11 protein-coding genes and 3 pseudogenes are annotated in these 24,368 nt (G+C 69.1%); 11 read left to right on the forward strand and 3 right to left on the reverse strand.

Annotated features, from left to right (window positions below; genetic code table 11):
• The 5 genes and pseudogenes from H0B43_RS42910 to H0B43_RS42585 all read left to right on the forward strand — a co-directional run.
• Positions 1–4,419, forward strand: a complete 4,419-nt coding sequence (locus H0B43_RS42910; RefSeq protein ID WP_185725380.1) for a condensation domain-containing protein — start codon at positions 1–3, stop codon at positions 4,417–4,419.
• Positions 4,416–5,258: a 3-hydroxyacyl-CoA dehydrogenase family protein gene (locus H0B43_RS25605; RefSeq protein WP_185725379.1), complete on the forward strand. Its 843-nt coding sequence runs from the start codon at positions 4,416–4,418 to the stop codon at positions 5,256–5,258. Before H0B43_RS42910 ends, H0B43_RS25605 begins: the two co-directional genes overlap by 4 nt.
• Complete coding sequence (locus H0B43_RS25610) at positions 5,245–11,133, forward strand: non-ribosomal peptide synthetase (protein WP_185950081.1); 5,889 nt, start codon at positions 5,245–5,247, stop codon at positions 11,131–11,133. Before H0B43_RS25605 ends, H0B43_RS25610 begins: the two co-directional genes overlap by 14 nt.
• Positions 11,105–13,744 carry a non-ribosomal peptide synthetase gene (locus tag H0B43_RS42575; protein ID WP_185950082.1) on the forward strand — a complete coding sequence of 880 codons (2,640 nt, stop codon included), beginning with the start codon at positions 11,105–11,107 and terminating at the stop codon, positions 13,742–13,744. The genes H0B43_RS25610 and H0B43_RS42575 overlap by 29 nt, the downstream gene beginning before the upstream one ends.
• 54 nt (positions 13,745–13,798) lie before the next feature.
• Positions 13,799–16,948 (forward strand): annotated as a pseudogene (locus H0B43_RS42585) (amino acid adenylation domain-containing protein); the annotation flags it as partial.
• Here the strand turns inward: H0B43_RS42585 and H0B43_RS25625 are convergent.
• The gene (locus H0B43_RS25625) at positions 16,904–17,863 is read right to left on the reverse strand and encodes an alpha/beta hydrolase family protein (protein WP_185725377.1); all 960 of its coding nucleotides are present in this window, start codon (positions 17,861–17,863) and stop codon (positions 16,904–16,906) included. The pseudogene H0B43_RS42585 and the gene H0B43_RS25625 sit on opposite strands and share 45 nt — an antisense overlap.
• A gap of 92 nt (positions 17,864–17,955) precedes the next feature.
• Between H0B43_RS25625 and H0B43_RS25630 the strand changes: the two genes are divergently transcribed.
• The 3 genes from H0B43_RS25630 to H0B43_RS25640 all read left to right on the forward strand — a co-directional run bounded on the left by H0B43_RS25630 (position 17,956) and on the right by H0B43_RS25640 (position 19,839).
• A complete protein-coding gene (locus H0B43_RS25630) occupies positions 17,956–18,297 on the forward strand; it encodes a YidH family protein (protein WP_073370691.1) in 342 nt (113 codons plus the stop codon).
• 55 nt (positions 18,298–18,352) lie between these two features.
• Positions 18,353–19,360, forward strand: coding sequence for a glucose-6-phosphate dehydrogenase (coenzyme-F420) (fgd, locus tag H0B43_RS25635; RefSeq protein ID WP_185725376.1), 1,008 nt, complete (start codon positions 18,353–18,355; stop codon positions 19,358–19,360).
• Between the two features lie 212 nt (positions 19,361–19,572).
• On the forward strand, positions 19,573–19,839 hold the full coding sequence (locus H0B43_RS25640) for a hypothetical protein (RefSeq protein ID WP_185725375.1): 267 nt from the start codon (positions 19,573–19,575) through the stop codon (positions 19,837–19,839).
• A 1-nt stretch (position 19,840) separates the two neighbouring features.
• On the opposite strand, the pseudogene H0B43_RS25645 reads toward H0B43_RS25640, so the two are convergent.
• Positions 19,841–20,107: pseudogene (locus H0B43_RS25645) on the reverse strand (hypothetical protein); the annotation flags it as partial.
• A 26-nt stretch (positions 20,108–20,133) separates the two neighbouring features.
• Between H0B43_RS25645 and H0B43_RS41835 the strand changes: the two are divergent.
• Positions 20,134–20,456: pseudogene (locus tag H0B43_RS41835) on the forward strand (HNH endonuclease); the annotation flags it as partial.
• 32 nt (positions 20,457–20,488) lie between these two features.
• Here H0B43_RS41835 and H0B43_RS25650 read toward each other — a convergent pair.
• A complete protein-coding gene (locus H0B43_RS25650) occupies positions 20,489–20,998 on the reverse strand; it encodes a nitroreductase/quinone reductase family protein (protein ID WP_185725374.1) in 510 nt (169 codons plus the stop codon).
• Positions 20,999–21,060: 62 nt separating this feature from the next.
• Between H0B43_RS25650 and pta the strand changes: the two genes are divergently transcribed.
• Both pta and H0B43_RS25660 read left to right on the forward strand, forming a co-directional pair.
• Positions 21,061–23,169, forward strand: coding sequence for a phosphate acetyltransferase (gene pta, locus H0B43_RS25655; RefSeq protein WP_185725373.1), 2,109 nt, complete (start codon positions 21,061–21,063; stop codon positions 23,167–23,169).
• Positions 23,166–24,368, forward strand: a complete 1,203-nt coding sequence (locus H0B43_RS25660) for an acetate kinase (protein ID WP_185725372.1) — start codon at positions 23,166–23,168, stop codon at positions 24,366–24,368. Before pta ends, H0B43_RS25660 begins: the two co-directional genes overlap by 4 nt.

Raw genomic sequence — 24,368 nt, forward strand, 5'->3', positions numbered from 1 at the left:
GTGACGGTGCGACACCCCACACCGGGCGACGACGAGATCGCCGTGGTCGGCATCGCCGCGCGCTACCCCGAGGCCGCGAACCTCGCGGAATTCCGCGCCAACCTCGCTGCCGGGCGCGACTCGGTGCGCCCCCTGTCCCGGTCACGGGCGAAGGAGACCGGGCTCGGCCCCCCGTCGCACTACCACGCGATGGGATTCGTCGAGGACATCGCCACATTCGACTACTCGTTCTTCACCCTGTCGAAACGCGAAGCGTCGCTGATCGACCCGCAGCAGCGACTCGCCCTCGTCCTCGCGCATCAGGCGGTCGAGGACGCCGGCTACTCGGTGGCAGATTTCCGGGACAGCGCGACCGCGGTGGTGTTCAGCGCGGCCACGTCGACGTATCCGGCGGTGTGGGCGGAGCCGGGTGTGCTCAGCACACTCGGCAACGTCCCGTTCGCCGTCCCGGCGCGGATCGCGTACCACCTCGGGCTCACCGGGCCCTGCTACGCCGTCGATTCGGGATGCAACGGGTCGCTGATCGCGGTGCACCACGCCTGCCGGGAACTGCGGTCCGGTGACGCCGACTTCGCTCTTGCCGGCGGCGTCAGTCTGCGGGTGAACGGCATTCGCGCCGACATGGCGGAGGGATCAGCCGAACTGATGTCACCGGGCGGACGCTGCCGAGCGTTCGACGCGAGCGCCGACGGCACGGCGGTCGGCGAGGGCGGCGCGGTGCTACTCCTCACGACGATGGCCCGTGCGCGTGCCGACCGCGTCCCCGTCCATGCCGTGATCCGGGGTACCGCAACGGTGTCGAGCGGCCATTCGTCCGCAACCATCAGCTCACCGAGCGCCCGCGCACAGGTGGCCGTCATCTCCCGGGCGTGGCGGAACGCCGGCCTCGACCCGAGCGACGCCGGGTACCTCGAGGCCCACGGATCGGGAACCCCGTTGGGCGACGCCGTCGAACTCGAAGGGATCGCGGCGGCGTTCGACGGCCGGCCGGGGGTCCTGCCCATCGGCTCGGTGAAGACGAACATCGGTCACCTCGACCACGCCGCCGGAGTGTCCGGCCTCGTGAAGGCGATCCTCGCCGTCGAGCACGGCGAACTGTACCCGTCTCTGCACTTCGAACGGCCCACCGGCGGAGTCGACCTCCGCCGCAGCGGAATCGAGGTGCTCACCCGGGCCCGACCGTGGAGCGACGACAGCGGTCCCCGGCGAGCGGGGGTGAGTTCGTTCAGCCTCGGCGGCATCAACGCGCACTGCGTGGTGGAACAGCCGCCGGCGCGTGCCGCCGGCAGCCGCGCCGAGGACACGACCCGACTGATCGGGGTCTCGGCGAAGAGCGCGGGCGCGCTCGCCGCACTGTGTGCCGAATTGGCGACGGCGGTGCGCGGTCACGACCTGGACGACGTCGTGTTCACCCTCAATCGCGGCCGCCCGCATCACGAATATCGGGTGGCGGTACAGGCACGCAGCACCACCGAACTCTCGCGCTCGCTCGCCGGGCGCGCCGCCGAACTCGGCTTCCGCGAAGGAGAATTCGCGCCCGCACCGCGGCGCGCACCGGCCGTGGCGCTCCTGCTGTCGCCCGACCGGATGCCGGCCGGACTGCGCGGCCCCGCCCTGCCGCCGGAGCTCCCCGCCGCCGGCGCCTCGGCGGACCTCCTCGCCGGTCAGATCGCCGTCCACCGGGAATTGCGGGCGGCGGGCGTCACCGTCGACGCCGTCCTCAGCGGCGGGGTGTCCCGCTACGCGGCCCGGTATCTGCGCGACAACTCGTCGGCGGTGGACGCCGCAGTCATCGCCGCCGCGGCCGCGAACCCCACGATCGACACCGATCGGCTGGTCGCCGTCGCGAAGGGAATGGTCGCGGACGGACCCGTCGTCTTCGTGGAGCCGAGCCCGGAGGGACGCCTCGGGACGCTGCTCGCCGACGCGCTCGGCGGTACGCCGGACGCCGACGTACTCCGCACGCCGGACACATCCGAGGCCGTCACCCACCTGCTCGCCGGGCTGTACGAGCGCGGAATCGACCTCGACTGGGCGGCCGTCGACCACGCCGACGACACCGCCTGGCGGGTGCGACTACCGGGCCACCCGATGCGCGGATCGCGGTGCTGGTTCGACCTCCCCGGCCGACCTGACTGGACCGATGCGCCGGAAGATCCGGCGGCGGAACCGAACGCCCCCGCGGCTGCGGCCGCTCCGGAAGACAGCCTCGACTGGTTGCAGACGACGCTGCGCGAATTGCTCCACAGCGAAAGGGACGTCGCCGCCGAGGACGACTACTTCGACCTCGGGGGAAACTCGCTCATCGGCATGCAACTCGTCGACCGGGTGTCGGACCGATACGGGGTCCGGCCCAAACTCATCGACCTCTACGAGCGGCCGAAGGTCGCCGACTTCGCCGCCCTCCTCGCGGAGGGCACCTCTGCGTCCGGTGGGCTGCCCCCGATCGTGCCGCGGGGGCGGCACGTGATGTCGTTCGGTCAGGTACGCATGTGGTTTCATCACCAACTCGACGCCGCCACCACCATCTACAACCTGCCGATGGTCAGCGAACTGCACGGTCCGATCGACGAATCCGCCGTGCGAGGGATGTGGGACGACCTCGCGGCACGGCACCGGGTGCTGCTGTCCAACTACGTCGAGGTGGACGGGGAGCCGCAACTGCGGATCCGGGAATCCCTCGGCGACTTCTTCCGCACCGCCGACGTGTCGGGTGAACCGGATCCGGTGACCGCGGCCCGGGCCCTCGTGCACGAGGCGGCCGTCGCACCGTTCGATCTGGCCACCGACCCGCTGGTGCGGGCACTGCTCATCAGGATCGGCCCCGACGAGCACGTCCTGCAGGTCACCACCCACCATTCCGTCAACGACGGCGGGTCGCCGAGGATCTTCGAGCAGGAACTGCCCGTCCTGTACGCGGCACGCCGAGCCGGTCGCCGCGCCGACCTCGCCCCGCTCCCCGTCGAATACTGGGACTACGCCGTGTGGCAGCGGGAACTGATCGCGAGTGCCGCGCTCGACTCCGAACTGGAGTACTGGCGAACCGTCCTGGCCGACGTTCCGCTGCTCCGGCTGCCCACCGACTTCCCGCGGCCGGAACGGAAGAACTTCACCGGCGCGTTCCACACGTTCACCGTGTCCGAGGACCTGACACGGAGCCTGCGAGCCGTGGCGCGGAGAGAATCCGTGTCGCTGTTCGTGGTGCTGCTCTCCGCGTTCTACCTGCTCATGGCGAGCCGCAGCCACCAACGGGACCTCGTGGTCGGAACGCCGACGACCGGACGCAACCGGCCGGAACTGTCCGGGATGATCGGATACTTCAACAGCACGGTGGCACTGCGCGCCGACCTGTCCGGCGACCCGACCGTCACCGAACTGTGCGCCCGCGTGCGCGACGTGGTGCTCGGCGCCCTCGAACACCAGGAGATCCCGTTCGACCGCGTCGTCACCGCACTCACCGGCGACCGGGACCTGAGCCGGACACCCCTGTTCGACGTCTGCCACGTCCACCAGGAACTGCCGGCGCTGCAGGCGCAGCAAGGACTCACCGAGACGCTGTTCGACCAGGAGGACCCGGCTGCCATCGCGTTCGGCGGGGTGCCGTCCGGCACGGCCAAATTCGATCTCACCCTCGTCACCACGGAGCGGGGCGGCGAGGACGACATGGCGGCCGGGCTCGAGTTCAGCACGGAACTGTTCACCGAGCAGACCGCCGTCGCACTGTGCGCCGAGTACGTCCGCATCCTCGAAGGGGTCGCGGAGTCTCCGCGCACACAGCCGATCTCGGTGTTCCTGACCGACCCGTCCCCGGCGCCGGTGTCGCGTGCGGTGGCACCGCCCCTGGTCCCGGCCGACCGGCCCCGGCAATCCTCGAACGACACGGTACCGCCGAGCTATTCGACCGCCCGGGTGACGGCGACGCTCGACGACCACCCGAGCCACCCGGAGCTGCTCGCCGCCTGGCTCACGCTCCTCGCCTGGTACACGGCACAGGACGAGGTGGCGGTGAGCACCGTCCCGGCGCCGGGGGAGGCGCCGCGGCTCGTGGTCGTCGACCTGTCCGCAGACCCCACCTTCCCGGATCTCGTGACGGCCGTCCGCGGGAAGTTGTCCACGGAGACAGCCGCACTCGGCACGTTCCCGGTGCGATGTGACGGGGAGCGCGACGCCGACTCCGAACCGCCCGGCCCGTCGCCCGTCGAACTCGCGCTGTCGTGGACCCGCCGCCCCACGGCACTCACCCTCGAACTCGACTACGCCACCGACCTCTTCGACCGGAGCACGGCTGCCGCGATGCTCACCGACCTCCGGCGGTTGCTGGCCGGACTCGTCGCCCATCCCGAACTGACCACCCAGGAGGTGGCGATGGAGTACGTGCACCAGGACGACACCGGCTTCGACCAGGAGGCAGCGCGATGAAGGTTGGTGTGGTGGGGGCCGGAACGATGGGCGCCGGGGTGGCCGAATGTCTTGCGCAGGCCGGCCACGACGTGAGCGTCGTCGATCCCGACCCGCGAGCCGTCGACGGGGCCCGGTCCCGGATGCGCGACTCTCTCCGCCTGGCGATTCTGCTCGGACGCACAGGAGGTCCGAAACCCGCCGAGGTCGCCGCGCGGGTGCGGTGGACGGACTCGCCGACCGATCTCCGCGACGCCGCATTCGTCATCGAGTGCGTCCCCGAACGTATCGATCTCAAGGAGAAGGTCTTCGCTGAACTGGACCGCGTCTGCGAACCCGAGGCGATTCTCGCGACCTGCACGTCGGGCATTCCCGTGAACCGGCTCGCGGCGAGCGTCACCCGCCCGGAACGGGTTGTCGGACTGCACTTCATGAATCCGGCACCGCTCAAGGACACGGTCGAGGTGGTGCGGGGGCCGCGAACGTCGGCGCAGACGCTGGACCGTGCGCTGACGTTGCTCGCGTCGCTGGACAAGACCGGGATCGTCGTCGGCGACGGACCCGGCTTCGTGCTGAATCGGGTGCTCATGCTGTGTATCGCCGAGGCGGCGGCCGCACTCGGCGACGGTATCGCCGACGCGGCGACCACCGATGCACTGTTCGAAGGCTGCCTCGGTCATCCGATGGGACCACTGCGGACCGCAGACCTGATCGGTCTGGACAACGTCCACGACACGATGACCGCGCTGCGCGAGTTGACCGGCGACGACCACTACCGTCCGCCCGAGTCGCTCGAGGCCCTGATCGACGCCGGTCACCTGGGGCGCAAGACGGGGCGAGGATTCCATGACTACCGGTGAGGTGCTGCCCCTCACCTTCGACCAATTCGGGGTGCTCCGCGCCGGCGGCGACGCGTCGTTCGCCCAGTACCTCGAACTCGACGGACCGCTCGACGAGGACGGATTCTGCGCGGCGTTGCGGCAGACGCTGGCCGAATGTGGATGTCTGCATACCACTTTCGTGATCGTCGGCCCGGAACCCGGACAGGTTGCCGGCGCCGGGGTGGTCGGTGCCGAGGTCGTCGACGCCACAAAGGCTCATGATCCCGGTGACCTCGTGACGGGGTGGATCGACCGCGAATTGGACCGGCCGATGGACGTCACCACCGGCCCGCTGTACGTGCACGTCCTGTTCCGGCTGCCGCACGGCCGATACGGGTGGTTCCAGCGCTACCACCGGCTGGTGAACGACGAAGCGGGAATGACGGCGATCGTCCGCCGCACCGCCGAGGTCTACGAGTCGGGGGACGACACTCCGACCCCGCCGCCGGAGTCCTGGCCGTTCGTGTCGCCGACCGTTCCCCTGACCGCCGATGCGCGGTACCGCGAGAGCGACGCGTGGGCCGACGACCGCCGCTACTGGGAGCAATTGCTCGACGGCGCGCCGCGACAGGAGACCGGTCCGGTTCCGTCGGGGGACAGCCCGACCCGGTTCAGCCATCGTGCCGACGCGGCGCTCGTGCGGCTCACACGGCGCAGCGGTGGTGGTCCCGCCGCCGTCCTGCTCGCCGCGCTGGCGGTGTATGCGCACAGCCGCACCGCCGTCGACGACGTGGTGGTCGGGCACCGGTCGGCCGGGACCGTCACTCCCGTGAGGCTTTCCCTCGCACCGCATCTCACGTTCGATGCGCTGACGCGGCAGGTGGGCCTGCAACTCCGGAGATCCCGGAGGCACCGGTTCCTCGCCGCCGCGGACGGTGCGGCGGACTCGTGGGCGGTGACAGGTGGAATGCGCGAACCGCTCGGCGTCGGGCACATCGGCGCCGGCGGCGCCGCCGTCGCGGCGCGGTGGGGCGTCGCCGCCGACGGGATGTCCGTGGAAGTGGATGACCGAGACGGCTCCTGGACGGTGTACGTGCACCGCCCCGGCGACGCCCAGCGCTTTGCCCACATTCTCGACGCCGTGGTCGGGGCGCCGGACACGGCGTTGGCGGGGGTGGGTGTGTTGGGTGTGGTGGAGCGGGGGTTGTTGGTGCCGGTGCGGGGTGTGGGTGGGGTGGGGGTGCGGTTGTTGCCGGAGATTTTGGCGGGGGGTGTGGCGGTGAATCGGGGTGGGGTGGCGGTCTCGTGTGGGGGTGTGGAGTTGTCGTATGGGGAGTTGGATGAGTGGTCGAATCGGTGGGCGCGGGTGTTGGTGGGGTGGGGTGTGGGTCCGGAGGTGGTGGTGGGGGTGGCGGTGCCGCGTTCGGTGGAGTTGGTGGTGGCGGTGTGGGCGGTGGTGAAGTCGGGGGGTGTGTTCGTGCCGGTGGATGTGGGGTTGCCGGGGGTGCGGGTGGGGGAGTTGTTGGTCGATTCTGGTGCGGTGGTGGGGTTGTCGGTGTCGGGGGTGGTGTTGCCGTCGGTGGTGGAGTGGTTGCGGGTTGATGATGGGTCGGTGGTGGAGGGGGTGTCGGGGGCGGCGATTGGGGAGGGGGAGCGGTCGGGGCGGTTGGGGGTGGGGAATGCGGTGTATGTGATGTATACGTCGGGGTCGTCGGGGCGTCCGAAGGGGGTGGTGGTGACGCATGGGGGGTTGGCGAATTTGGTGGAGGAGGTGCGGGTTCGGTTCGGGTTGGGGGTGGGGTGTCGGGTGTCGCATGTGGCGTCGGTGGGTTTTGATGCGTCGGTGTACGAGTGGTTGATGGCGTTTTCGGTGGGGGCGTGTTTGGTGGTGGCGCCGCCGGGGGTGGTGGGGGGTGGTGTGTTGGGGGAGTGGTTGGACGCGGAGGGGGTGACGCATTGTTTTGTGACGCCGTCGGTGTTGGCGTCGGTGGAGTCGGGTGGGTTGGGGTCGGTGCGGGTGTTGGTGGTGGCGGGGGAGGTGTGTGGGCCGGAGTTGGTGGCGCGGTGGGGGTCGGGTCGGGAGATGTTCGATGCGTATGGTCCGACGGAGGTGACGGTGCAGGCGACGGTGAGTGGTGCGTTGGTGCCGGGTGGGCCGGTGACGGTGGGGGGTCCGGCGGTGGGTGTGGAGGTGGTGGTGCTGGATGGGTGGTTGCGTCCGGTGCCGGTGGGTGTGGTGGGGGAGTTGTATGTGGGGGGTGTGGGGTTGGCGCGGGGGTATGTGGGGTGTGCGGGGTTGACGGCGGGGTCGTTTGTGGCGAATCCGTTTGGGGGTGTGGGGTCGCGGTTGTATCGGACGGGGGATTTGGTGCGGTGGGATGGGTTGGGGTCGTTGGTGTTTGTGGGGCGTGCTGATTTTCAGGTGAAGGTGCGGGGGCAGCGGGTGGAGTTGGGGGAGGTGGAGTCGGTGTTGGTGTCGTGTCCGGGGGTGGCGCGGGCTGTGGTGGTGGTGGGTGCGGGTGGTCGGTTGGTGGGGTATGTGGTGGCGGATGTGGGGGTGGTGGTGGATCCGGGTGTGGTGGTGGAGTTTGCGGGGTCGGTGTTGCCGGGGTTCATGGTGCCGTCGGTGGTGGTGGTGTTGGGAGAGTTGCCGGTGACGGTGGCGGGGAAGGTGGATCGGGCGGCGCTCCCCGCACCACAGGCCCCGCGCGGGCCGCACCGCGCGCCGCGGACAGCGGCGGAAGAGACGCTGGCGTCGGTGTTCGCCGAAGTGCTCGGCGTCGACCGGGTCGGGTTCGACGAGTCGTTCTTCGCGCTGGGCGGCGACAGCATCCTGTCGATCCGGCTCGTATCCCGTGCCAAGGCAAGGGGACTGGTGTTCACGCCGCAACAGGTGTTCGAGCACCGGACGGTGGCGGCGCTCGCGTCGGAATCGGAGATCGCGGACGCGGAGACCACCGCTCCCCTCGCCGAACTCGCGGGCGGCGGAATCGGCACGTTCCCGCCCACGCCGGTGGTCCGGTACCTGATCGAGCGCGGCGGGCACTTCGAGCGGTTCAGTCAGAGTGTGCTGCTCCGACTTCCGGCCGGCATCGACTCGGATCGTCTCCTCGCAACCGTCACCGCCGTCGTCGCTCGTCACGACATGCTGCGGGCGCGGCTGTATCAGAGCTCGAACGGGCAGTGGCAGATGGAGACTCGTGCCGCGAGCGAGATCGACACCGGCACATTAGTCCGGCGCGTCGCCTACGACCCGGAGTCCGATCCCGGGACGCGAGCAGAGCTGATCGCGTCCGAGCACCAGGCGGCCGTGCAGAGATTGCGCCCCGCCGAGGGGGTGGTCGCCCAGTTCGTGTGGCTCGACCCGGGTTTGTTGATCGTGGTGGCGCACCATCTTGCGGTGGACGGCGTGTCGTGGCGGATCCTGCTGCCCGACTTCGCCGCTGCCTGGGATCAGGTCGGCTCGGGGGCCGTACCGGTCCTGCCGGAACCGGCGACGTCGATGCGCCGCTGGGCGCACGCGCTGGCGGAGGAAGCCGTCCGGCACGAGAGAGCCGCCGAACTGGTGTGGTGGCAGAACGTCGTCGCAGGACCCGATCCACCGATCACGGACCGCCCGCTCGATCCCGGTCTGGACCTTGCGACCGCGCTGCAGGACGTCAGCGTCGAGATCTCGTCCGAGGACACCGCGGTCCTGCTGACGGTCCTGCCGGGGCTGTATCGCGGGGGCGTTCTCGACGTTCTGCTGACGGCGCTGGTGGTGGCGTCGTCGAGGTGGCGCGCCGAGCGGGGGATCCCGGGTACGTCGATGCTCCTCCGACTGGAAGGGCACGGCCGCGAGCAGCAGGTGGTGCCGGGTGCCGACCTGTCCCGTACCGTCGGCTGGTTCACGACGGTCTTCCCCGTCCGGATCGACCTGCGCGGCATCGACCTCGACGACGCCTTCGCCGGCGGCCACGACATGGGCAGCGCCGTGAAGCGCGTGAAGGAACACCTGCGGGCAGTGCCCGACATGGGCATCGGTTACGGACTGCTGCGGTACCTGAACCCGGACACCGCAGGCGGCCTGCCGCGAACGGAACCGGGGCAGATCAGTTTCAACTACCTCGGCCAGGTTCCCGATTCGGTGGACGACGGCACCGCGGCCGGCTGGACCCCCGCAGACGGGTTCGGCGACCTGAGCTACGTCCCGGACCCGGACATGCCGGCGTCCGCGGCGATCGAGATCAACGCGATCGTGATCGGCGGGCGGCTCCGGGTCGGATTCGGGTTCCCGGACACGCTGCTCGGGCGTGCCGAGGTGGAGCGGCTCGCGGCACGGTGGCGGGAAGCGGTGTCCGCACTGGTATTCCACGCTCGCAGCGGAGACGCCGGCGGGCTCACGCCGTCGGACGTTCCGCTCGTCGACGTGACGCAGAGCGACCTCGACACGTGGGAGGAGCGGTTCGGCGCGCTCGCCGACGTGTGGCCGACCGCGCCGCTGCAGGCCGGATTGCTGTTCCACGCGCTGCTCGCGAAACCGTCGATCGACGCCTACACGGTGCAGGTCGCACTGCACCTGACGGGTGCGGTCGATCCGGCCCGGATGCGCCGTGCCGCAGAGGCCTTGCTCGATCGGCACGCGAATCTACGGGCGGCGTTCGTGCCCGCCCGGGACGGAACGTTCGTCCAGGTGGTGCCCGCCGCGGTCGATCTGTCGTTCCGCGACCTCGACCTCTCGGATCTGCCCGAGGATGCACGTATCGCCGAACTGGACCGTGTCCTCGCCGCCGACCGTGCCACGCCGTTCGACACGTCCCGGGCCCCGCTGGTGCGGTTCCTGCTGGTGTCCACCGGAAGCCGGGAATTCCGGCTCGTGTGGACCAACCATCACACCCTCCTCGACGGATGGTCCATGCCGCTGGCGATCCGCGAGCTGCTAGCGCTGTACGTGGTCGGCGACGACGTGTCTCCGTTGCCCATGCCCCGGCCCTACCGAGACTTCCTGTCGTGGCTGCATCGCCGAGACCCGGAGGAGTCACGACTGGCCTGGGCGTCCGCGCTCGCGGGGGTCGACGGCCCGACGCTGCTCCTGCCCGACGCGCGGGACCGGCCGCTGTCGGTTCCGCCGGAGAGCGCCCGGTTCGGCGTGTCCGAGCAACTGACCGACGACCTCACGATCCTCTCCCGCAGCCGCGACACGACACTGAACACGGTGACGCAGGTGGCGTGGGCCATCGTGCTCGGCGCGGCGACGTCCCGCGACGACGTGACGTTCGGCAGCACCGTGTCCGGGCGGTCGCCGCACCTGACCGGCGTCGAATCGATGATCGGACTGTTCGTCAACACCGTGCCCACCCGGATCACGCTGGACCCCAGGGAAACGCTGGGCGAGTTGCTCGACCGGACACAGGCGGAACAGGCAGCGCTCCTCGACCACCATCACCTCGGACTCTCCGACATCCAGCGAGCAGCGGGCTCCGACATCGGATTCGACACGGCAACCGTGTTCGAGTCGTATCCGATCGACCGGGGCGGACTGACCACCGACACCGATCTGGCCGGTATGCGGGTGGTCGACGTGACAGGAGTCGATGCCACCCACTACCCGCTGAGTGTCGCCTTCTCGGTGGATACGCAGCTGCACATGACGTTTCACTACCGACCCGACCTGATCGACCGGGCCGGCGTCGACTCGATCGCAGCACGGGTCACCCGGGTGCTCGAGGCGATGGTGGCCGATCCGGACACGGCGTTGGCGGGGGTGGGTGTGTTGGGTGTGGTGGAGCGGGGGTTGTTGGTGCCGGTGCGGGGTGTGGGGTGGGGTGGGGGTGCGGTTGTTGCCGGAGATTTTGGCGGGGGGTGTGGCGGTGAATCGGGGTGGGGTGGCGGTGTCGTGTGGGGGTGTGGAGTTGTCGTATGGGGAGTTGGATGAGTGGTCGAATCGGTGGGCGCGGGTGTTGGTGGGGTGGGGTGTGGGTCCGGAGGTGGTGGTGGGGGTGGCGGTGCCGCGTTCGGTGGAGTTGGTGGTGGCGGTGTGGGCGGTGGTGAAGTCGGGGGGTGTGTTCGTGCCGGTGGATGTGGGGTTGCCGGGGGTGCGGGTGGGGGAGTTGTTGGTCGATTCTGGTGCGGTGGTGGGGTTGTCGGTGTCGGGGGTGGTGTTGCCGTCGGTGGTGGAGTGGTTGCGGGTTGATGATGGGTCGGTGGTGGAGGGGGTGTCGGGGGCGGCGATTGGGGAGGGGGAGCGGTCGGGGCGGTTGGGGGTGGGGAATGCGGTGTATGTGATGTATACGTCGGGGTCGTCGGGGCGTCCGAAGGGGGTGGTGGTGACGCATGGGGGGTTGGCGAATTTGGTGGAGGAGGTGCGGGTTCGGTTCGGGTTGGGGGTGGGGTGTCGGGTGTCGCATGTGGCGTCGGTGGGTTTTGATGCGTCGGTGTACGAGTGGTTGATGGCGTTTTCGGTGGGGGCGTGTTTGGTGGTGGCGCCGCCGGGGGTGGTGGGGGGTGGTGTGTTGGGGGAGTGGTTGGACGCGGAGGGGGTGACGCATTGTTTTGTGACGCCGTCGGTGTTGGCGTCGGTGGAGTCGGGTGGGTTGGGGTCGGTGCGGGTGTTGGTGGTGGCGGGGGAGGTGTGTGGGCCGGAGTTGGTGGCGCGGTGGGGGTCGGGTCGGGAGATGTTCGATGCGTATGGTCCGACGGAGGTGACGGTGCAGGCGACGGTGAGTGGTGCGTTGGTGCCGGGTGGGCCGGTGACGGTGGGGGGTCCGGCGGTGGGTGTGGAGGTGGTGGTGCTGGATGGGTGGTTGCGTCCGGTGCCGGTGGGTGTGGTGGGGGAGTTGTATGTGGGGGGTGTGGGGTTGGCGCGGGGGTATGTGGGGTGTGCGGGGTTGACGGCGGGGTCGTTTGTGGCGAATCCGTTTGGGGGTGTGGGGTCGCGGTTGTATCGGACGGGGGATTTGGTGCGGTGGGATGGGTTGGGGTCGTTGGTGTTTGTGGGGCGTGCTGATTTTCAGGTGAAGGTGCGGGGGCAGCGGGTGGAGTTGGGGGAGGTGGAGTCGGTGTTGGTGTCGTGTCCGGGGGTGGCGCGGGCTGTGGTGGTGGTGGGTGAGGGTGGTCGGTTGGTGGGGTATGTGGTGGCGGATGTGGGGGTGGTGGTGGATCCGGGTGTGGTGGTGGAGTTTGCGGGGTCGGTGTTGCCGGGGTTCATGGTGCCGTCGGTGGTGGTGGTGTTGGGGGAGTTGCCGGTGACGGTGGCGGGGAAGGTGGATCGGGCGGCGCTCCCCGCACCACAGGCCCCGGTTCGTCGATTCCGGCCCCCGTCCACCCCGTTCGAGGCCGTCGTCGCCGACGTGTTCGGTGACGTCCTCGATGTCGATCCTGTCGGCGCCGACGACGACTTCTTCCATTTGGGCGGCGACTCGCTGTCGGCCACCCGGGTCGTCGCCCGGGTCGATGCCGCTCTCGGCGTCGACGTCGGGGTACACGCCCTGTTCGAGGCGCCGACCGTGCTGGCGTTCGCGGAACGCGCGGCGAAAGCCGTGGTGCGGACGGACCGTCCGGAGTTGCGGGCGGTGCCACGACCCGAGCGAATCCCCCTGTCCCTGGCCCAGACCCGCATGTGGTTCCTCAACCAGTTCGACACCACCTCGCCCGCCTACAACATCGCGATGGCGTTCCGTCTCACCGGCGCCCTCGACCTCGATGCGCTGCGGACCGCGGTCGCGGATGTGGTGACGCGACACGAATCGCTCCGCACCCGGTTCCCGATGAGCGGAACGGAACCGGTGCAGGTGATCCTGCCTGCCGGTGATGCGGTGCCGGTCCTGCCGGTCACGACGGTGCACGGCGATGCGGAGTTGCATGACCTGCTCGCGGCGGCGGTGTCGCAGGGATTCGACGTCACGCAGCAGATTCCGTTGCGGGCAGTTGTGTTCGAGACATCCGCCACCGACAGGGTGCTGCTCGTCGTGGTGCACCACATCGTCGCGGACGGGGTGTCGATGGTCCCCCTCGCACGGGACATGATGACGGCGTACACCGCCCGGGCGGACGGGCAGCCCCCCGCGTGGCACCCGCCGACGGTCCAGTACGCCGACTTCACACTCTGGCAACGGCAACTCCTCGGATCGGAAGACGACCCGCATTCGCTGGTGTCGCAGCAATTGGACTACTGGCGCACCACGCTGGCCGGTCTTCCCGCGGCCCTCGATCTGCCCGCCGACCGGCCCCGGTCGATGCAGCGGTCGCCGGAGGGGAGCAGGGTCGGATTCGAGATGGACGCCGAACTGCACCGCCGGCTCCTGGCGACGGCGTCCGCGCATCGGTCGACCGTGTTCATGGTCGCGCACGCCGCCCTGGCCGCGTTCCTCGCGAGGATGTCCGGGTCCGAGGACATCGCCGTCGGCACCCCGGTCGGCCGGCCGGGGCGAGCCCCGGCGCGGCCGGGGGGAGCGGCTCGGACGAGGGCGCGAGTGCAGACAGGGCGCGGGATGGTCTCCGGACGGCCGGCCTTCGAGGACTGGCGTGCCCAGGCACGGTACGCGTAGCAGACGTGGGGTCGAGGGGGCTCGAGGGGGGAGGGTCGGGCCCCGCCCGGCAGCATCGCCGTCGGCACCCCGGTCGCCGGCCGGGGCGAGGCCGCGCTCGACGACGTCGTCGGGATGTTCGTCAACACCGTGGTGCTGCGGACGCTGGTCTCCGACGCGAGTCCGTTCTCGGCACTCCTCGAGCAGGTACGCGACGTCGATCTCGGTGCGTACGCCCACGCCGAGGTGCCGTTCGAAAAGGTGGTGGAGGCGCTCGATCCGCCCCGCTCGACGGCCCACTCACCGCTGTTCCAGGTGCTGCTCGAATTCCAGAACGTCGAGCGCCCAGACCTCGCGCTGCCGGGCGTCGAGGTCGACGGTATCGACCTCGGGGCGACGATCGCGCGGTTCGACCTGCAACTGACGTTGTCCGAGGAGTACGACGACGACGGATCGCCGGCCGGAATCACGGCCGCGTTCGCGTACACCACAGACCTTTTCGACGCCGACACCGTCGCCGGGCTGGCCGACCGGTTCGTCCGGATGCTCGACGCCGCCGTATCCGATTCGTCGATCCGGGTGGGCGACCTCGACATCCTCGATGCCCTCGAACGGGACGAACTCGTGCCCATGCGCGGTTTCCCCGCGGCCGTGCAGCGCACCCTCCCGGACGTGCTCGCTTCCGGCGCCGCGCTCGGACACGGGGCGGTCGCCGTGTCCTGCGAGGGCGTCACCCTGACGTACCGGGAACTCGACGAACGGTCGAACCGGCTGGCCCGGGAGCTGATCCAGCGAGGCGCAGCACCGGAGACGGTGGTCGCGGTCGGAGTGCAGCGGTCGATCGCCTGGGTGCTGTCGGTGTGGGCGGTGGCGAAGTCGGGGGCGGCGTACGTGCCGGTCGACCCCGCCCTGCCGTCCGCGCGCATCGCCGGAATGCTCGAGGATTCGGGCGCGGTGCTCGGGCTGACGGTGACTGCGCATCGCGACCGGTTGCCCGGGGCGGTGCCGTGGCTTCTGCTCGACGACCCCGAGGTGGCGAGTGCGCAGTCCGCCGACCCGATCTCCGACGCGGACCGCGTCCGTCCGCTGCGCGTCGAGCATGCGGCGTTCCTGCTCTACACCTCCGGTTCCACGGGCACCCCGAAGGGAGTCGTGCTCACGCACAGCGGTCTCGCGAATCTCGCTGTCGAGGAACGGGAGCGGTTCGCGTCGATGCACGGTGCCCGGGTGTCGCACCTGGCGTCGCCGAGTTTCGACGCGTCCGTGTTCGAACTTCTGATGGCGTTCGCCGTCGGCGCGACACTGGTTGTCGTGCCACCGACGATCTTCGGGGGACGGGAACTGGCCGAACTACTCGAGGCCGAACAGGTCACCCACGCCTTCTTCACACCCACGATCCTCGACACCCTCCGCCCCGAGGATCTCCCGTCCCTGCGAATTCTCGCGGTGGCGGGGGAACGATTCCCACCCGAGTTGGCGGATCGCTGGACCCCGGGGCGTTTCGTCTTCAACGGGTACGGCCCGACCGAGGCGACGGTGCAGACGACGATCAGCGAGGTGCTGTCCTCCGACGAATCGGTGAACGTCGGTGGGCCCGGCCGCGGAGTCGACGTGATCGTGGTGAACACGTGGCTCCAGCCCGTTCCGGTGGGGGTGGTCGGCGAACTGTACGTCGCGGGGCCGGGACTGGCCCGCGGCTATCACCGCCGCCCGGCTCTGACGAGCGCGTCGTTCGTGGCGAACCCGTTCGGCGAACCCGGCTCCCGCATGTACCGCACCGGCGACCTCGTGCGGTGGACCGACATCGGCCGGCTCGAGTACGTGGGACGCAACGACTTCCAGGTGAAGATTCGCGGACAGCGAGTGGAACTGGGTGAGATCGAATCGGTACTCGCCCGCTGCGACGGCGTCGGCCGCGCGGCGGTCACCGTGCACGGCGGCACCGGGGGCGTGCTGGTGGGATACGTGACGGCGGAGGCCGGTGCGAGCCTCGACACCGCCGAGTTGCTGCGGTTCGCCGGGGCCCACCTGGCGCCCTATATGGTACCCACCCAGGTGGTGGTGCTCGACCGGTTGCCCGTCGGCCGCACCGGCAAACTGGACCGGCGTTCGCTCCCCGCACCGGTACTCGCGCCCAGGCAGTTCCGGGCCCCCGCCGGCCCCGCGCAGCAGGCGGTCGCGGACGTGTTCGCCGACGTGCTCGGTCTCGACCGCGTCGGAGCCGACGACGACTTCTTCGCACTGGGCGGGAACTCGCTCGTCGCGACCCGGGTGGCGTCCGCGCTCCGCGATCGGCTCGGCACCGACGTGGTCCTGCAGTGGATCTTCCGCCATCCGACCCCGGAGGGTCTCGCGCATCGCATCACCGACCCGTCGGTGCTCGGAGACCGGCCGTCCGACGACGTGCTGAACGTAGTCGTCCCGTTCCGGGCAGGCGGGACGCGACCCGCACTGTTCTGCGTACATCCGGCAGGCGGACTCGCGCTGGGCTACGCGGGACTCGTCAAATACCTCGCACCCGACAGGCCGATGTACGGCCTGCAACTGCCGATCCTCAGCGGCGGAACGACTTTCGATTCGATGGCGCAACTCGCCCATCGGTACGTGGTCGAGATGCGCGCGGTGCAGCCCGACGGGCCCTACCACCTTCTGGGCTGGTCGCTGGGTGGAGTGATCGCCCAGGCGATCGCCGTCGAACTCCGCGAATCCGGCGCGGAGGTAGGCACACTCGCGATGATGGACAGCTACGTCGCGGAGGGCGACGACTTCGGCGACCTCGAGGTGAACGCCGAGGAATGGCTGCACGGGCTGGGGGTCGAGTTCGAGGGCGCCGACGACACCGGCACGTCGTACCGCGAGCAACTGGTCGAGATGCTCGGCCGGTCCTTCGGCCGCGACCCCGCATTCGCATCGGCCCTTCTCGGTCGCATCAGCACCGGACTGGCGAACTCGAAGCAGATCTCCACCGGATACCGGCCCCGGGTGTTCGATGGCGACCTGCTGTTCTTCAGCGCCGCCCAATCCGCCGACGGCGAGGAGGGTGAGCGTCCGTCGCCGAGTGTGTGGCAGCCCGCCGTCACCGGTGTGATCGTCGAGAACAAGGTGGAATGCGACCACCTGAGGATGACCACACCGGAAGCCCTCGCGGTCATCGGGCCGATCCTGGAGAGGGCCCTCGGGTCACGCCCCGATCGCGCCGCCGATGACGGACCAGGACTGCCGTAGCTCCGACTCGAACAACCCCCACGAATGGGTGCCCTGCGGAAGGTAGGCGAACGTGGCGGGAATGCCCAGCGTCTGCAGCCGCGACTGGAACGTTGTCGCACACACGTTGGTCACCATCTCGACGACGCTGCCGCCGATCGTCTGCGGCACCACCAGCACGGGGTCGTGGTTGTCGATGCTGCCGGGAACCCCGTTGCCGCTGGAGACGAACAGCTCTGTGCCACGCAGACGTTCGGCGTTGAGCATCGGATCGTGCACACGCCACTCGGGGTCCCCGGCGGGACCCCACATGTTGGCGGCATTGCCCCCGCCGCGCAATTCGACCATCGACCGCACCATCGCCTGCCCGAGCAGCCCGCTCGTGGCGGCGCACCCGCTGTACGAGCCGACGGCACGGTAGAACCCCGGAGCCTGGATCGCGAGGTCGAGGACGGCGCTGCCGGCCATGGACACCCCGCCGATTGCACTGACTCCCGTGGTAGCGAACCGGCTGTCGATGGCGGCGGGAAGTTCGCTCGTCAGGTACGTCTGCCACTTGTTCCGGCCGAGGACCGGATCGTCGGTGTTCCAGTCGGTGTACATGCTGTACTGGCCGCCGATCGGCATTACCACGTTGACGTGCTTGTCGGCGAAGAACTCCCGCACACCGGTATTGTTGAACCAGGAGATCCCGTCCGACCCGCCGCCGATACCGGTGAGCAGATAGAACGTGGGTGCCGGACCGCCCGTCGAGGGCGAGAGGACGTCGTTGGCCACCGACCGGCCCATCGACTCCGAATACACCTCCACCCGGGTGACCCGGGGCTCGGCCGAGGCCGGTCGCGGGGCGATCACGACCCACGAGGCCACCACCAGCAACAAGACCGCCCATGCGCGCAGCACGGTCACGGATCGCAGAGCTTCGAACGGTCGCATGGACGCCCCCTGGCTGTGGCCTGCCCTTCCAATCTAGGACGGCGGGGCACCTGCTTGGTGCGGTTCCGGCGAACCGGTGTAAAGATGATTCGGTGACCGACAACGACCGGCCCGACGAGCGATTCACCCTCGCCAGCGAGCGGACGTTCCTCGCGTGGATGCGGAGTTCGCTCGCACTCCTCGCCGGCGGTATCGCCATGATCCACCTCGTCCCCGAGTTCAGTACCGGGTGGGTGCGAACCACTCTGGGCCTGATCCTGATCGGACTCGCGGCGGCCGCCGCCCTCGTCGGCATGCGACGGTGGTCCCAGGTCGAGAAGGCACTCCGCGACGGCGCACCCATGCCGCCACCGCACGAGTTGTGGTTGTTCGCGGTGACACTGACGGTGGTGGCACTGGGAGCGGCGGTCGCCAGCCTGGTGGCTGCGCTCTAACCTGCAGAAGAGGTTTGCACCGCGCGAACCGGACGTGAAGACGAAGGAGTACACGGTGGCCCACGAACTCAAGCTCGGTTACAAGGCGTCCGCGGAGCAGTTCGGTCCGCGGGAGTTGGTGGAGCTGGGTGTTCTGGCGGAGCGGCACGGGATGGATTCGGCGACGGTGTCGGATCATTTCCAGCCGTGGCGGCACGAGGGTGGTCATGCGCCGTTCTCGCTGGCGTGGATGACCGCGGTCGGCGAACGCACCGAACGGTTGCAGTTGGGGACGTCGGTGATGACGCCGACGTTCCGGTACAACCCGGCGGTGGTGGCGCAGGCGTTCGCGACGATGGGATGTCTGTATCCGGGGCGGATCATGCTCGGGGTCGGTACCGGTGAGGCGCTCAACGAGATCGCGACCGGTTTCGCCGGTCCGTGGCCGGAGTTCAAGGAGCGGTTCGCGCGGTTGCGGGAGGCCGTCGCCTTGATGCGCGAGCTGTGGCTCGGTGACCGGGTGAACTTCGAAGGCAACTACTACAAGACGGTCGGAGCATCGATCTACGACGTGCCCGAGGGTGGGATCCCGGTGTACATCGCGGCCGGTGGTCCGGTGGTGGCCCGGTACGCGGGCCGGTCCGGTGACGGGTTCATCTGCACCTCGGGTAAGGGCATGGAGTTGTACACCGACAAGCTGATGCCGGCGGTCGCGGAGGGTGCGGCGAAGGCGGAGCGCGATGTCGCGGAGATCGACAAGATGATCGAGATCAAGATTTCGTACGACACGGATCCGGAGTTGGCGCTGGAGAACACCCGGTTCTGGGCGCCGCTGTCGCTGACGCCGGAGCAGAAGCATTCGATCGACGATCCGATCGAGATGGAGAAGGCGGCCGATGCGCTGCCGATCGAGCAGGTCGCGAAGCGGTGGATCGTGGCGTCGGATCCGGATGAGGCGGTCGCGCAGATCCGCCCCTATCTCGATGCCGGTTTGAACCATCTCGTGTTCCACGCGCCGGGGCACGATCAGAAGCGGTTCCTGGAATTGTTCGAGCGCGATCTCGCACCCCGGCTGCGGGGGTAGGCGGCTTCGCCGCCCGTGCGTGGTCAAGGAGTGCAGGGACTCGTCAACCACTCACGGGCGCCGAGCGCCGGACGTCAAGCCCTCGGTGATGATCCCCACAACTCCGACTCGAGGCTTGCTCAAAATTTGCCGATCGTCTGTAGTGGGTTCTCGGCAGCGGGCGTGGATGTTCCCTTGCCCTGGCATCCACCCTGCAGAAAGCGAACGAACTCATGTCTGATCAGAAGAGCGCCGCACAGCCCCACAGCCCCGATGTCGTCGTCGGCGCACGCGTTCGGGTCCGTCGCGACTCCGATGCACTCGCGCCGGGTGTCGTGATCGAGGATTTCGCGGACCTGTCCCAGTCGGAGGGTCTGCTCGGACGGGATTGGGCGCCCGTGCACCGGTGGGCCGTCGCTCTCGACGACGGACGCCTCGTGTTCGCGGACGACGGCGAACTCGACCTCGACACCGAAGCGCGGCAGGCGGAGTGCGCCTGACTCACCCGAGTCGGTCGGCGATCTCCTGAAGTTGCTCGACCGTCCCTGCTGCGATGGTCCGCAGATGCTCGGTGACGACGGAGATCGGCCAGTCCCACCACGCGATCTGCACCAGCGCGGCGACCTCGGATTCCGAGTAGCGGTCCTTGATGTGGACGGCCGGGTTCCCGCCCACGACCGCATAGTCCGGGTCGGGTCCGGCGCGGCACCGCAAGGCGGTCTCGGAGCGGCGGGTGACGACGCGGCCGGCGCCGGAAACGATGGCGTATCTGGGTGTGCTGATGCCGGTGGCGCAGGCGGTGTGTCGATCTGCGGGATCGGACGTGCCGGACGCTGTGGTGTGATGCGCCGATCCGCCATCACGATCACATCCGGTCGCATGACAGGTCGGGTCGGACCAGCGCACGCAACGGGTCCGGACTGTGCGAGGCGTGCAATTATGCGAAGGAGGCACCGGGGAGGTGGTCCGCCCGGTCACCCGCCGGGGCGGTAGGCATGAGATCGATCTCGGCACCCCGACCGGGCACCATTACCGATCGACCGCGCCACCGTTGCCGACACCGGCACGAGATTCGGTCGCCGAAGCGGTCCTGAGCGCACAGCTGCGCGCGTCATGAACGTGCGCCGAGTTGCCGCAGCGCGGAGCTTCTCACGCGGCGGTGAGAGCGAACACGCGCATGTTGCGGTGGGTGCGGTGTTCGTAGACACCGTAGACACGGACCATGTCGTCGAATTCGCGGTAGATGCGCGTCCGTTCGGGTTCGGCGAGGAGAGTGGCGGTGACGGGGATGTCCTTACCGCCGATCGTGACCGTTGCGTTCGGCTGCGCCAGGAGGTTCCCGGACCATGCCGGGTGGTGCTCCTGCCCGAAGTTGCTGCCGACGACGAAGATCTGCTCGCCTTCGCGGTAGTACAGCAGCGGGCTGGTCCGCGGCTTCCCCGACTTGCGACCGGTGGTGGTCAGCAGGACAACGGGTGCGGCGATGGGACCGAGGATCGTGAATCGTCCCCTGCTCCTCTCGAGCAGTCGGCGGTCGACACCGGCGAGTTTCCGGATCACCCACGATCCGGGCCTGGTGGCGGCGAACGCGGTCGCGGGTTCGCGGAGGAAGCTGGTCTCGCTGCCCCACCGGACTTCGGGGAAGGGTGATTCGGCCATACGTCATCTCACCGGTGGGCGGGAGCGGTGTCAATCGCGCCGCGCCGGTAGCCGGATACGCTATGGCCATGGCTGCGCCCGCGACAACTCCGCCCGCACGTCCCCTGCCGTCGAGTGTCTATATCGCCTCACCGGAGGGCGACACCGGCAAGTCCACCATCGCGTTGGGTGTCCTGCAGATGCTGTGTGCGTCGGCGGCCCGGGTGGGGGTCTTCCGTCCGATCGCGCGGTCGACGGAGGAAACCGATTACATCCTCGAGTTGCTCCTCGAACACACGACGGCCGACCTCGGCTACGAGGAGTCCCTGGGTGTCACGTACGAGCATGTGCACGCCGATCCGGAGGGTGCGCTCAGTGAGATCGTCGCCCGGTATCACCAGGTGGCGGCGCAGTGCGATGCGGTGGTTGTGATCGGCAGCGACTACACCGACGTCGCCAGCCCGAGCGAGCTGGGTTACAACGCGCGGATCGCCGTGAATCTCGGTGCGCCGGTTCTGCTCGCCGTGCGGGGTGCCCGGCGCAGCCCGGAGGAAGTCGCGCATCTCGCCCACCTCTGCATCGGGGAACTGACCGCCCACCACGCGCATCTGCTGGCCGTGATCGCGAATCGCTGCGACCCGGACGCACTCGATGCCGTCACCGAGGCGCTGCGGTCCACCGGTGTGCCCGCGTGGAGCCTGCCCGAGATCCCGCTGCTCATCGCCCCGACGATGGCCGAACTCCTCGATGCGATCGACGGCAGCCTGTTCAGTGGCGACCCAGAGTTGCTGCACCGCGAAGCGCTGCGGGTGCTGGTGGGCGGGATGACCGCCGAGCACATCCTCGAACGGTTGTCCGAGGGCACGGTGGTGATCGCGCCGGCCGACCGGTCCGACGTGCTGCTCGCGATGGTGAATGCGCATGAGGCCGAGGGTTTTCCGTCGCTGGCGGGGATCATCATGAACGGCGGGCTCACTCCGCATCCGTCGATCGCGAAATTGATGGCGGGACTCAAGCCGCGGTTGCCCATTCTGACCACCGAATTGGGCACATTCGACACCGCGAGCGCGGCCGCTCAGACGCGGGGGCGGGTGGCGGTCGGTTCGCAGCGCAAGATCGACACCGCGCTGAGTGTGATGGAACTGCGAGTGGACGCGCCGACACTGCTGGAACGGTTGAAGTTGCCCATCCCGTCGGTGGTGACCCCGCAGATGTTCGAGTACCAGCTGATCGACCGTGCCCGCAGGGATCGCAAACACATCGTCCTGCCCGAGGGCGGCGACGATCGCATCCTCCGGGCGGCGGGCCGGTTGCTGCAACGACAGGTTGCGGAGCTGACCATCCTCGGCGACGAGGCGCAGGTGCGTCGTCGGGCGGCGGAGCTCGGCGTCGACCTCGGGGACTCGCAGGTTCTCGACCCCCGGTCGTCCGAACACGCCGTTCCGTTCGCGGAGGAGTACGCGCGGCTCCGCGCGCACAAGGGCATGACCGTCGACCGTGCCCGCGAGGTGATGTCGGACATCTCGTATTTCGGAACGATGATGGTGCACTTGGGGATCGCGGACGGCATGGTGTCGGGCGCCGCGCACACCACGGCGCACACGATTCGTCCGTCGTTCGAGATCATCAAGACGCAACCGGGAGTGTCCACGGTGTCGAGTGTGTTCCTCATGTGCCTGTCCGACCGGGTGCTCGCCTACGGTGACTGCGCCGTGGTACCCGACCCGACGTCGGAACAGCTTGCCGACATCGCGATCTCGTCGGCGCAGACGTCGTCCCAGTTCGGTATCGATCCCCGCATCGCGATGTTGTCGTACTCCACGGGAGACTCCGGCAGCGGAGCGGACGTCGACAAGGTGCGTGCCGCGACGAAGCTCGTCCGTGAACGTCGCCCGGACCTTTTGGTGGAAGGTCCCATTCAGTACGACGCCGCCATCGAGCAGAGCGTCGCGGACAAGAAGATGCCGGATTCGGCGGTAGCCGGCAAGGCGACTGTGTTCATCTTCCCGGACCTCAACACCGGCAACAACACGTACAAGGCTGTGCAGCGCAGTGCCGGTGCCATCGCCGTCGGGCCGGTGTTGCAGGGTCTCAACAAACCCGTCAACGACCTGTCGCGCGGGGCGCTCGTCGAGGACATCGTGAATACTGTGGCCATTACCGCGATCCAGGCGCAGGGAGCGCAGCAGTGAGCGAAGGCACCGCGGGTTCCGTGCTGGTCCTCAATTCGGGTTCGTCGTCGATCAAGTTCCAGTTGATCCACCCGGAGACCGGTGAGTCGTCGGCGTCCGGTCTCGTCGAACGGATCGGGGAGCCGGGAGGGCACATCGTCTATCACCACCGCACCGGTGTGGAGGAGCGCACCGTTCCGATCGCCGACCATCGTGTGGGGCTGAGGTTGGTGTCGGACATCGTCGCCGAGGTCGGCCGTCCGCTGCGGGACGCGGGGATCGTCGCGGTCGGGCATCGCATCGTCCACGGCGGCGACGTGTTCTTCGAACCCACCGTGATCGACGACGCTGTGGTGCAGTCCATTTCGGACCTCTCGACCCTCGCTCCGCTGCACAATCCGGCGAACGTGCTCGGGATCGAGGTGGCGCGGGAGGAGTTGCCGGACATCCCGCACGTCGCCGTGTTCGACACAGCGTTCTTCCACACCCTCCCCGCGGAGGCGTCCACGTACGCGATCGACCGGAAGGTAGCAGAGGAGCACGCCATCCGGCGATACGGCTTCCACGGCACCTCGCATCAGTACGTCTCGGCGCAGGCGGCCGAGTTCCTCGGCAGGGACTTGTCGGAGCTGAATCAGATCGTGATGCACCTGGGGAACGGCGCGTCGGCGTCCGCGATCCGCGGCGGGCGGGCGATCGACACGAGCATGGGTCTGACGCCGCTCGAGGGACTGGTCATGGGCACGCGCTCCGGCGACGTCGATCCCGGTGTCCTCCTGCACCTGTACCGCGGCGGGATGGGCGTCGACCAGATCGACGACCTCTTGAATCGGCACTCCGGTCTCAAGGGGCTGTCGGGGGTCAACGACTTCCGGGCGCTGCTGACACTCGTCGGCGAGGGCGACGGAGACGCGGCGTTGGCCTACGACGTGTACGTGCACCGCCTCCGCAAATACATCGGCGCCTATCTCGTGGAACTGGGCGGCGTCGACGTCATCACGTTCACCGGGGGAGTCGGCGAGAACAACGTCGACGTCCGCCGGGACAGCCTGGCCGGGCTTGCGCGTCTCGGGATCGTCGTCGACGACGACCGCAACCGGGTGAGTTCCCGCGAAGCCCGCCGCATCTCGGCGGACGAGTCCGGTGTCGAGGTACTGGTCGTGCCCACCGACGAGGAACTCGCGATCGCCCGCGCGGCGGCGGAGTTGATCGGGGCCTGA

Source organism: Rhodococcus sp. 4CII (genome assembly GCF_014256275.1).
Taxonomy (GTDB): domain Bacteria; phylum Actinomycetota; class Actinomycetes; order Mycobacteriales; family Mycobacteriaceae; genus Rhodococcus_F; species Rhodococcus_F wratislaviensis_A.

Coding starts and splice junctions, on each gene's coding strand:
- H0B43_RS25605 (WP_185725379.1), top strand. CDS start 4,416: ATGAAGGTTGGTGTGGTGGGGGCCGGAACGATGGGCGCCGGGGTGGCC.
- H0B43_RS25610 (WP_185950081.1), top strand. CDS start 5,245: ATGACTACCGGTGAGGTGCTGCCCCTCACCTTCGACCAATTCGGGGTG.
- H0B43_RS25625 (WP_185725377.1), bottom strand. CDS start 17,863: ATGCGACCGTTCGAAGCTCTGCGATCCGTGACCGTGCTGCGCGCATGG.
- H0B43_RS25640 (WP_185725375.1), top strand. CDS start 19,573: ATGTCTGATCAGAAGAGCGCCGCACAGCCCCACAGCCCCGATGTCGTC.
- H0B43_RS25650 (WP_185725374.1), bottom strand. CDS start 20,998: ATGGCCGAATCACCCTTCCCCGAAGTCCGGTGGGGCAGCGAGACCAGC.
- pta (WP_185725373.1), top strand. CDS start 21,061: ATGGCCATGGCTGCGCCCGCGACAACTCCGCCCGCACGTCCCCTGCCG.